The sequence below is a fragment of the Aquiflexum sp. genome, assembly GCF_041751335.1.
GTDB lineage: Bacteria > Bacteroidota > Bacteroidia > Cytophagales > Cyclobacteriaceae > Aquiflexum.
Map to the genome: position 1 here is coordinate 1 of NZ_JBGSXS010000308.1, position 11,540 is coordinate 11,540.

At 39.9% G+C, this 11,540-nt stretch carries 9 protein-coding genes and 1 pseudogene; 9 read left to right on the top strand and 1 reads right to left on the bottom strand.

Annotation, left to right across the window (positions count from 1 at the left end):
- The first annotated feature begins 76 nt into the window (after positions 1–76).
- From ACEW8U_RS17400 to ACEW8U_RS17420, 5 genes are all read left to right on the top strand, one after another.
- A complete protein-coding gene (locus ACEW8U_RS17400; protein ID WP_373523339.1) occupies positions 77–1,942 on the top strand; it encodes a M23 family metallopeptidase in 1,866 nt (621 codons plus the stop codon).
- 25 nt (positions 1,943–1,967) lie between these two features.
- Positions 1,968–2,417 carry a thioredoxin-dependent thiol peroxidase gene (bcp, locus tag ACEW8U_RS17405; RefSeq protein ID WP_373523331.1) on the top strand — a complete coding sequence of 150 codons (450 nt, stop codon included), beginning with the start codon at positions 1,968–1,970 and terminating at the stop codon, positions 2,415–2,417.
- Between the two features lie 10 nt (positions 2,418–2,427).
- A complete protein-coding gene (locus ACEW8U_RS17410) occupies positions 2,428–3,279 on the top strand; it encodes a transketolase (RefSeq protein WP_373523332.1) in 852 nt (283 codons plus the stop codon).
- Between the two features lies 1 nt (position 3,280).
- Entirely contained in the window at positions 3,281–4,249 is a 969-nt protein-coding gene (locus ACEW8U_RS17415) for a transketolase family protein (protein WP_373523333.1), read from the top strand.
- A gap of 103 nt (positions 4,250–4,352) precedes the next feature.
- Positions 4,353–5,972: a glycoside hydrolase family 99-like domain-containing protein gene (locus ACEW8U_RS17420; protein WP_373523334.1), complete on the top strand. Its 1,620-nt coding sequence runs from the start codon at positions 4,353–4,355 to the stop codon at positions 5,970–5,972.
- A 136-nt stretch (positions 5,973–6,108) separates the two neighbouring features.
- On the opposite strand, the gene ACEW8U_RS17425 is transcribed toward ACEW8U_RS17420, so the two are convergent.
- A complete protein-coding gene (locus ACEW8U_RS17425) occupies positions 6,109–7,500 on the bottom strand; it encodes an exonuclease domain-containing protein (RefSeq protein WP_373523335.1) in 1,392 nt (463 codons plus the stop codon).
- Between the two features lie 485 nt (positions 7,501–7,985).
- On the opposite strand from ACEW8U_RS17425, the gene ACEW8U_RS17430 reads away from it, so the two are divergent.
- The 4 genes and pseudogenes from ACEW8U_RS17430 to ACEW8U_RS17445 form a co-directional block, all read left to right on the top strand.
- Positions 7,986–9,197: a Gfo/Idh/MocA family protein gene (locus ACEW8U_RS17430; RefSeq protein WP_373523336.1), complete on the top strand. Its 1,212-nt coding sequence runs from the start codon at positions 7,986–7,988 to the stop codon at positions 9,195–9,197.
- Positions 9,198–9,266: 69 nt separating this feature from the next.
- Positions 9,267–10,097, top strand: coding sequence for an amidohydrolase (locus ACEW8U_RS17435; protein WP_373523337.1), 831 nt, complete (start codon positions 9,267–9,269; stop codon positions 10,095–10,097).
- 204 nt (positions 10,098–10,301) lie between these two features.
- Positions 10,302–11,081 (top strand): SDR family oxidoreductase, encoded by a 780-nt coding sequence (locus ACEW8U_RS17440; RefSeq protein WP_373523338.1) that lies wholly within the window; start codon positions 10,302–10,304, stop codon positions 11,079–11,081.
- Between the two features lie 175 nt (positions 11,082–11,256).
- Positions 11,257–11,540, top strand: a pseudogene (locus tag ACEW8U_RS17445) (MFS transporter); the annotation flags it as partial.

The window sequence follows — 11,540 nt, forward strand, 5'->3', positions numbered from 1 at the left end:
AAACTGTTGGATTTTGAAGTCAAGTAAATACCTCTATTCCTTATTCCTGTTAATTTCTATTGGAATTACAGTTCCAGTGATTGGGTTCGCAGTCAATCTATCATCCTTAGATACACTGCCTTTATCAGGTGAAATAAACCCGGCCAATTACCTTTTTCCCGTAAAGCCCGGTCAAAGAAGCCTGCTATCTGGAAATTTCTCAGAAATACGTCCAAATCACTTTCATTCCGGAATTGATGTCAAAATAGGAGGAGTAGATGGAGAACCCATTTTGTCCATTGCCGATGGCTATGTTTACCGCATCAAGGTTTCATCTTTTGGTTACGGCAACGTCGTTTACATCAAGCATTTCAATGGCCAATCCTCGGTATATGCGCACTTAAGAAACTTCTCTCCCAGAATCATGGATTTCATGAGAAAGGAGTTGTATTTCGCTGAAAAAAACGAATTGGAAATATTTCCTGACCCCGAATTTCTACCTGTTAAAAGGGGTGAGGTAATCGGTAACGGTGGAAATACCGGTGGTTCAGGCGGCCCCCATCTTCACTTTGAAATCAGGGACAGTTTGGACAGGGCTATAGATCCATTCTTTTTTGGATTTAAAGAAGTGGTGGACAAAACCCCTCCCATTCTTTACAGAATTGCTTTAAAGCCACTTGATATTGATTCCCGGGTCAACGGAAGATTCCAAAGACAGGAGTTTACAGGTGTGATTGAAGGTGGGAGATATATCCTGCCTGATCTGATCAAAATATCGGGAAGAGTTGGAGTTGAAGTATATGCAGTTGATAAGATGGATGGTGTCAGCAACATTTTCGGTGTTCCAATCTATGAACTGATAGATGATGAAAAACCGCTTTACCGCATAAATGTGGACCATGTGGACTTTAACAAGGGCCGATTCCTTTTGACCCATACTCAACAAAACCGCCTTGTCAGGCTGTATCAATATCCCAATAATCCGATGCAGATCTATGAACCTGACTCCATTTCTGCCGGGGCAGTATCGGCCAAAACAGGTGAGAGAAAAAAGCTTCAGGTTAACATGAAAGACTTCTTTGGAAATACAAGGATCGTCACCATGCTGGTAGAAGGAGAAGAATCGCCGGTTCATATAGGAAACAATATTAATAAAGCCAATCAGTCCACCAATATTACTTTCGACAGGAATATTATGATGATCCAAACAGGATATTCGGAATGGGGAACTTTGGCAAAGGTGTTCGTGAAAAGTCTCGAAATGGAGATCCCTCCGGCTTATTCGGTGGATGGAAGAAGGACATATCTTTGGGACATGGATTATGGAGTTCCCGATTCTGTAGATTTATGTACCGAGATCATCAGACCTGAAGCCATTGTTAAAATACCATTCGGGGAAGAAATCAATTTTGCAAATAAAGACGCGGAGATCAGGTTTTTGGAAAACACGCTGTTGGATGACCTTTACCTAAGATTGGAAAAAAAGATGAGTGCTGGAAAAGGAGCTTTGAAAATCAACAGCCCAAGTGAATTTCTCCAAGCCAATATGGAAGTTCTGTTCCGAAATCCAGGCTATCAGGGAGACAAAACAAACATTCATGTCTATCAACAGTCTGAAAATGGCCGTAAATCTTTTGTTGGAGGTGTGTGGGAATCTGATGACATTCGGTTCAAAACCAGAAATTTTGGTACTTTTGTATTAGATGAGGATAAGATACCTCCCTCAATCGTTCCTGTCAGGATTAATTCTTCTGAGTTGAGGTTTGTGATCAAAGATGCAAAATCCGGAGTTAGGGATTTTGAGGCAATGGTGGACGGTAAATGGGTGCTAATGCGCTACGAGCACAAACAAAATGTCATTTGGTCAGAGAAAATAGATAAACAACCTTTTAAGGGAGATGTTTTACTAATAGTAAGGGATAAGGCAGGCAATGAATCCCGCTATACCACTACGATAAAATAATTCATCAAACTAAATTTTAAAAAACATGTCACTAGAAGTAGGAAAACCAGCACCAAGCTTTGAAGCCAAAGATCAAAATGGAAACATTATTAAACTTGCTGATTTTAAAGGCAGAAAAGTTGTTCTTTATTTTTATCCCAAAGATAATACTCCCGGATGCACCGCTCAGGCCTGTAACCTCAGGGATAATTTTGAGGCATTACAGAAAGCAGGATATATTGTATTGGGAGTGAGTTCTGACTCTGAAAAATCACATCAGAAATTTATCGAAAAACAGGAGCTTCCATTTCCATTGATCTCAGATGAAGATCTGAAAGTCCATGAGGCCTTTGGCACATGGGTAGAAAAATCCATGTATGGTAGAAAATATATGGGGACTGCCAGAACGACTTTCATTATTGACGAGAACGGGATTTTATCCGAAATCATAGAAAAAGTAAATACCAAAGAACACTCAAACCAAATTTTAAAATAAACCTAACCCAATGGAGAAAAAATCAATTGAACAACTCGAACAAATCTGTTCGCAGGTAAGGCGAGATTGTCTGCGCATGGTTCACGCAGTTCAATCAGGCCATCCTGGAGCAGCATTAGGCCTATGTGAATATTTTGTTGCGCTTTATTTCAATGAAATGAAGCATGATAACAAATTTAATTTTGATGGAAAGAATGAAGACCTTTTCTTCCTTTCCAATGGACACGTTTCTGCATTATGGTACAGCGTACTTGCCAGAAGTGGTTATTTTTCACCAGAAGAGTTAGCGACATTCCGAAAAATCAATTCAAGACTTCAGGGACACCCAGCCACGCATGAAGGACTTCCTGGAATCAGAATTGCCTCAGGTTCTTTGGGGCAGGGTCTTTCAGTAGCCATCGGAGCTGCCCAAGCAAAAAAGATGGACGGTGATTCAAAATCCGTTTATGTCATGATGGGAGATGGTGAACAGCAGGAAGGACAAGTATGGGAAGCATCCATGTATGCAGCCCATCATAAAGTGGACAACCTCATTGCAGCCATTGACTACAATGGACAGCAGATCGATGGTCCTACAGTGAAAATAATGGACCTAATGAATCTCAAAGCCAAATGGGAAGCCTTTGGTTGGGAAGTGATTGAGGTCAAAAAAGGAAATGACATGGAATCTGTCTTGGAGGGCTTGGCTGAAGCTAATAAAATAAAAGGTAATGGCAAACCGGTTTTGATATTGCTTTATACCGATATGGGTCATGGGGTTGACTTTATGGTCGGTACCCACAAGTGGCATGGTGTAGCACCAAGCGATGCCGAACTTGAAAATGCTTTAGGACAATTAGAAGAAACACTCGGAGACTATTAAGATGGAAAAGACATTGGATTTAAAATATACATATACAGAAAAAAAAGATACACGTTCGGGTTTCGGAGATGGGTTTTTAGAAGCGGGTAAGAGAAACCCAAATGTGGTCGGACTTTGTGCTGACCTGATCGGGTCATTGAAAATGGGAGCCTTTCAAAAGGAATTTCCTGACCGTTTTTTCCAAGTAGGCATTGCTGAGGCAAATATGATCGGAATTGCTGCTGGAATGACTATTGGTGGGAAAATTCCTTTTACAGGTACGTTTGCCAATTTCTCAACAGGAAGGGTCTATGATCAGATCCGTCAGTCCGTAGCTTATTCCAATAAAAATGTGAAAATCTGCGCATCACATGCCGGTTTGACATTGGGTGAAGATGGTGCAACACATCAGATTCTCGAAGATTTGGGAATGATGAAAATGATGCCGCATATGACTGTCATCAACCCTTGTGATTACAACCAGACCAAAGCAGCAACATTGGCTTTGGTAGACCATGTTGGACCTGCTTACCTCAGGTTTGGACGTCCAAGCTGGCCGATCTTTACTCCTGCTGACCAAAAGTTTGAAATCGGTAAAGCTTGGAACATGATTGAGGGAAATGATGTGACCATTTTTGCAACCGGACATTTGGTATGGGAAGCAGTGGTAGCGGAAGCAATGCTAAGAGAAGAAGGCATATCTGCGGAAGTCATCAATATCCACACCATCAAACCTTTGGATGAAGAGGCAATTTTGAAATCAGTAGCAAAAACAGGTTGTGCAGTTTCAGCTGAAGAGCATCAACTCAATGGAGGATTGGGAGATAGCATTGCTCAGGTTCTTTCGAGAAACAACCCTGCTCCACTGGAATATATTGGTGTCAATGATTCTTTTGGTGAATCCGGTACTCCTACCCAACTATTGGAAAAATATGGATTGAATGCTGAAAATATTGTCAAAGCTGCGAAAAAAGCGTTAAAGAGAAAATAGTATTCATTTTATAATAATATTGAAAAACCGTTACATTTAAGCGTAACGGTTTTTTTATTTTTATAAGCTTCTTTAAATTCAAGCTCAATTTAAAAAGTCCCTAATGAAAATCCCTTTATATTTTATTATCTCCATCATACTTTTGAGTCTCGATCCGAATGGCTGTGAAGTCAAAAAAAAAGCAGCAACTGACGGCCAGAATATTTCCGATGAAGAGTCAAGCATTTTGACTGACAGTAATCATGAAAAAGCCAATGAAGATTTAGAAATTACCTCAAGAATAGTAGGCCAATCCAATCAGAAAGAACATATGGTTGGTGTTTTTTATATGCCAAGTTGGAATCTTTCACCTGACCCAAAAGTGGATGTGGATAGTTTCTGGGCCTGTCTCACAGGAAGAGAAAACTGCGGGCATTCCACCAACACAGCAACTTGGGGCCCAAAAGGCAGAATTTATAACAATCAGTATCCCTACGAAGGACCATTTTTGGAAAAAAAACCCCATCCCAGTCTGAAAGGATTTTATAAAAGAGACGATCCGCAAGTGGCAAAAAAACAGTTAGAATATATGAAAGATTATGGCATTGATTTTTTTGCCTATGATTGGTTTTATGGAAGACACTATTATTATCACATGAATTTTAGCCCACAATCCAAAATCTACTATCCAAATGGCTGGAAAAGGGATAATAGCAGAGATGGTAGGGTAGCAGTTCCAGGTATCACTCAATGGACAGAACAGTTGGATGTATTGTTAAAGGAAAATGAAAAATTACCGTCCTCCAAACAAATGAAATGGGCAATCAACTGGTGTGATGACAGTGATGAAAGATGGATGGCTTGGCTAGACTTAGGATCTCCTGCAAGCATTTCGGCAGGAAGAAACTACGAGGGAGAAACACCTACTAAAGAACTTTACCTACAGGTACATGACAAAATCACCCAAATGTGGATTGATAATTACTTCAAAAGAAAGGATTATCTGAGAGATGAAGATGGCCGACCTATTGTTTACTTATACTTTCCTCAGGATCTGGAATCAAGGGCTGCCTTTTATGGTATTTCTATGAAGCAGTTGCTGGACAGGTCCAAAAGCCTAGCCCAAAAGGCTGGATTGAAAGGAATCAAATTCATCGCAGTGGCTTCTGGAAATATGATGCCAAACGAAATGCCTTACGCACTTCCCACTAAATGGCAGGCCAACAATCCTCGGGAACCTTGGAGAGGTGGAAAATATACCGGTAAAATGCTTTTTCAGGATTATGTTCCTCGGTTAAAGTCAATGGGATTTGAAGGCATGACTTCTTATTTATATCATAGTTTTTATGAAAAACAAAACAGAAGCTACACCGACATGCGGGCAACCTATAGAGGCCATTGGGATAAATGGTCAGAAATGTATAAAGACGATAAGAATTTTGAATATCAAATCCCGGTGGCTATGGGTTGGGATCAAAGACCTGCAGGAGGTACATGGCCCCAACAAACAGGTTTCCCAAGTGAACCTCAAAAGGATAAAGTTATCAGCAACAAGTCTACCTTCAAAGCCAAACTATTGGAAGCCCAAAATCAATCTGAAAAATACAAAGCAACTAATGGAAACACTGTCATGATTTGTTGCTGGAATGAATACTTGGAAGGCAATTATATTGAGCCAACTGAAGGTCATGGTTTCAGCTACCTGGAAGCTATTAAAGAAGTCTTTGTTAAAGGAAATTCCTGATCAATCCTTTTAAAAAGCAACTTGGCTTGGCAGCTTTAGCCTTGTAAAACAAAAAAGCGGTGGGAACTCAAATGATTTCACCGCTTTTCTTTTAGCCTCTTTCATAAGACTGATTGTATTCAAGTCAATTTCTTTATCAAAACAAACTTCCCTCTGATTTGACCATTTTTATTTGTCCAAGTGGAATTTTGGATAAAAAAGTCCTTAAAATATATTTTGAGTCAGGATATTGGTTCACCTTTTTCAAACTTTCCATAATTTCAGCATCACTCCTTAAGTCTTGTTCCTTAGAAAAAAATCCATAGGCTGCAAATATCCCATTTTCAAAATACAGGGCTGCTTCCTCAGCAGTTGATCTTCCTTTTTCCTTGATAATTATATTCCCAGTCTGATTTCGCAATAAAGTAATAAATTCTTTTGCCCTTTTATTGTAGGAAATGGCTTCCTCTTGACCACAACAAGCCCCTTTACAAATACCGATTTTTACATCATAACATTCATGTGGTACCTTTTGAATTCCACTTAATTTGGGACAGAGTTCATATTCCTTGACTTTATCCATTAAAAATTTCCAACCCTCAGAATGGTTGTCAAATTGAATCATTGGAAACAAGCCATTGTTGGATTTCCCGACCTGAAACCGGATAAATCCTCGACTATCCTCATATTGATAAAGCCCCCAAGAACTCGATTTGAACTTTTGGGCTTTGTTATATTTCGGCCACAATCTTCTAATTTCCAGCAATTCAAGTAGATATGCCAAAAATTCACTTCCGGTAACTTCCCAACTGATATCATGAATTTCTGACCTGAGTCTCGTTTTTTCGGAATCTTGGGTATTACCTGTAAAATGACCCTTAAACCTACTCTTAATGTCCAAAGCCTTTCCCACATAAATCACTTGACCCTTGGCATCATGAAAATAATATACACCTGTAGCTCCAGGTAATTTAAGGTATTGCTCTTTGCTGATATTTGGTGGTAAGAAACCTTCTCCGTTGTTTTTTTTCAAACTGCCAATAACCAAGTCAGGACTTTTGCTGAAAATCTTTTCAAAGAGTTTAGCCGTTGCAGCAGCATCTCCATAAGCTCGATGTCGGTTTTCTATTTTGATGGACAGTTGCTCACATATCCTCCCAAGACCGTATGACTTGTAGCCTGGAAATACCTTCCTGCTAAGTCGTACTGTACAAAGTTTTGGTACATCTAATGTGTATCCTTCTTTTTTTAAAGATTCCTTGATAAAAGAGTAATCAAAATTGACGTTATGGGCAATGAACACTTTGTCGTTCAAAAATTCGAAAAGTCTATGAGCTATATCTGAAAAAACCGGAGCATCCGAAACCATCTGCTGGTCGATACCGGTCAATCCTGTGATAAAACCCGGGATAAATCTTTCAGGATTGATAAGGGTATGAAACTGATCCACAATTTTCTCACCATCATGAACCAAGGCAGCAATTTCCGTAATCCCACCCTGAGTTGGATTCCCTCCTGTCGTTTCAATATCCACAATAGCAAACAGCATCTTAATAATTCTTTTTCCAATATTAGCCAATCTTTGAAACTATTACCCGACTTTTAATACTTATGCGGCAGCAATTGTCCGATTATTTTGAGTCCTTCTATATTTACTGAATTCAAATCCTATTTACAATAATGAGTATACTATTTTGAACTTGTAGCCATATATGAATAGTCGGGGTTAAATAGCCAAAAGTGCTTATCCTTAGTCATTTCGACCGTAGAAAGAAATCTACCCGCTCTGTTTAAGGGTATTAGACATCTCCTGCCGTACCAATGACATAAATCGGAGCGGCCGTCATGCTGAAGAAGGAAGCATCTCACGAGGATTCGGAAATAATCAATATAAGCATTAATAGGATCTTTGGAGATCCCTCGTGCCTCGAAGTAACAAGGACAAGCAACTCCATTTATAAAAACCTTTTTTTAAATCCTTAAAAAGTTTCCTAAATTCCTAGCCTGTAATTAACCCACAAAATAAGTATTGTTTTGAAAAGAAGAGATTTTGTAAGGATCAGTGCTTTGCTATCAGCAGGTGCAACTATTCCTGTTCCCGTTGTTTCAGGTTTGGCCAATTCAGAAAATACTAAACCTTATAATATTGGTATTTTGGGATATGGAGACCGCGGTTCCGGTTTGCATCAAGTCTTGAATTCCATGCCCGACAAATTCCAAGTGAAAGCAGTTTGTGACAACCTTTCTTTCCGAGTGGATAAAGCAAAAGAGAAATTCCCCACAGGAATTAAATTTCATTCGGATTTCAGAAGTCTGATCGATCAAAAAGATTTGGATGTCATTTTGATCGCCACACCCCTTTATCTACATTTTGAACATGCCAAGGCAGTTTTGGATTCGGGTAAAGATCTTTTCTTGGAGAAAACCATGACCTTCAATATCGATCAGGCAATACAATTAAACCAATTGGCAAGAAAATATCCCAAACAGACCATTCAGGTGGGACATCAGTATAGGTATTCCCCGCTTTATTATAAAGTTAAGGAAATGATAGAAAATGGTTGGTTGGGCAAAGTAACACAAATTGAAGCAAGATGGGACAGAAACCACAATTGGAGAAGACCTGTACCATCCTCTGACCTTGAAAGACAGATCAATTGGAGAATGTATAAGGATTATTCCGGCGGTTTGGTGGCTGAACTCCTCTCCCATCAAATTGATTTTATCAATTGGGCATTTGATACTACCCCCACCGAAATCATGGGTACCGGTGGAATTGATTTTTACAAAGATGGAAGGGAAACATTTGACAACGTACAAGTAGCCATCCGTTATGGAAATGCTGACATGGTTGGAAATTTTGGCGCAACCTGTGCCAACCAACATGAAGGGTATTCCTTCAAAATCAAAGGCAGCAAAGGGATGGTATCGCTGTTGACGAATGAAGGATTTTTTTATCCCGAGCCAGAAAATAAATCCGTAACGGAGTATGTGGATGGTGTGTCTGGTGCCACCAAACTCAGTTGGTCTGATGATAAAAAAGGAATTAAAATACTCGACAATCCAACAAGAGATGGAAGTTTCTACGCTCTGGAGGACTTTTACAAATGCCTAAACACAAAAGAACTTCCCAGTTGCAATGTCATCAACGCCGGAAAAACCGCCATCTCTGTAGCCCTCGCCAATAGGTCTATTTACGAAGGGACGAGGGAGAAGTGGGATGCTAGGTATGATTTGAAGCGATAGTGTTCGGTGTTCAGTAGGCAGTTTCCCAAATTTAAATTCTTAAATCTCAAGTCTAAAATCTAAAATCAAATGCAACTCGATTCCCATCAGCATTTCTGGAAATTTGATCCTATACGGGATGCTTGGATTGATTCAAGTATGAAATCCATTCAGCGGGATTTCTTGCCTGAGGATTTGAAACCGGAATTGGATAAATCAGGAATTGTTGGCTGCATTGCGGTACAGGCAGACCAATCAGAGGAGGAGACCAAATTCCTTTTGGGAATTGCCAATGAAAACTTATGGGTGAAAAAAGTTGTGGGTTGGGTGGATTTACAATCTGAGAATCTTGAATCAAGATTGGAAGTTTACCAAAACGAGAAGAAGCTGGCGGGTTTTCGGGTAATTCTGCAAGCATTGCCACCTGAGGCCATGGAAGAAAAGCGTTTTCTCAAGGGCATCGAATTATTGGAAAAGTATGGTTTCACCTATGATATCCTGATTTATCCCAAGCACCTTGAAAAGGCATATCATTTTGCCAAAAAATTCCCTAACCAACCATTTGTAATTGACCATTTGGCCAAACCGGACATCAAAAATGGGGAGTATGAATTTTGGAGTAAGGGGATGAAGGCTATGGCAAAATTGCCCAATGTATGGTGCAAAGTCTCAGGAATGGTCACTGAAGCCAATTGGTACCATTGGAAAAAAGAGCAGTTTGTGCCCTACTTGGATTTTATCAATGAAAATTTTGGCACCAAAAGATTGATGTATGGGAGTGATTGGCCGGTGTGTCTGTTGGCGGCAACCTATCAGGAAGTTTATGAAATTACTTTCGATTATTTTCATAATTTCAGTCCCGATGAAAAAGCAGCTATTTACGGGGAAAATGCCGCGAGATTTTATAAAGTTCAAAGTTAATCCGTCTTATAAAAAGTTTGGGTTTTATGTTAGAATAAGACAAAAGTTGTTACCCAATGTTACCAGTTGTTAATGGTTTTAATCTATCCAATTTCGGGTTGATACAAAGAAACACGAATCCTTCTGTCTTCCGTCTTCTGTCCTGTACATAAGAAAAGTACTCACTGACATGTTAACGTGTAACCATCTAAAATAAAAAAATTAATGGACCTCCACATTCAACAAAAAGTTTTTCTCATTTCAGGTGGTGCCAAAGGAATTGGTGAAGCCATCAGCCGATGCATCGCCGAGGAATGTGCCTTTCCGGTGATCATTGATCCATCAGAAATAGAAGGTAAAAAATTAACAGAGGAATTCGCTGCCAAAGGGATCAGGTCACTGCACATTGCCAAAAGGCTTTCAAGTCCTAACGATGCAAAAGAAGCTGTTGAGGTAGCTGTCAAAGTTTTTGATAGGATTGATGGGGTGATAAACAATGCAGGATCGAACGATGGGGTTGGTTTGGAGAATGGGACACCAGAAGCTTTTCGGGCTTCTGTTGAGAAAAACCTTGGTCATTACTACGATTTGGTCCACTATGCCATTCCCCATTTAAAAAAATCCAAAGGAAGTATTGTCAATATAGGCAGCAAAACGGCAATAACTGGCCAAGGAAATACAAGCGGTTATATCGCAGCCAAAGGCGGGCAACTTTCACTTACAAGGGAATGGGCGGTAGAACTGTTGAAATATGGTATTCGGGTCAATGCAGTGATTCCTGCCGAGGTAATGACGCCTTTGTATAAAAATTGGCTGGAAACTTTCGAAAAACCAAACCTGAAATTGAAGGAAATTGAAAAAAGGATACCTTTTGAAAATAGGATGACCACTGCAGAAGAAATCGCCGATACCGTTGTTTTCCTCCTCTCCGACCGCTCTTCCCACACCACAGGACAGCTTTTGTTTGTGGATGGGGGTTATACGCATTTGGATAGGGCTTTGTGAAGTTTGAGATGTGAGATTTGAGAATTGAGATTTGAGAAGCGAGAAGCGAGATAGAAACCTGAGCCCAAACGATTGACGTTTTGTACAATGTATCCAGTACCATGAACCAAGACAAGAAAAAACAAAGAACTACATTCCGAAAACCTAACAACCTAGCAAACAACCATCACCTATCATGTCCAAAAACCCATCACCCTCCCCCCTAATCCCCAAAACCCTCCTCCTCCCCTTTATCCTGATCACCTCCCTTTTTGCACTTTGGGGTTTTGCAAATGACATTACCAATCCGATGGTGGCGGCATTTAAACGGGTATTGGAATTGAACAATGTGCAGGCCTCTTTGGTACAGATGGCGTTTTATGGAGGATATTTTACCATGGCATTGCCTGCGGCAATATTTATCAAGAAATACAGTTACAAGGTCGGGGTTTTGATTGGTTTGGGATTGTATGCATTTGG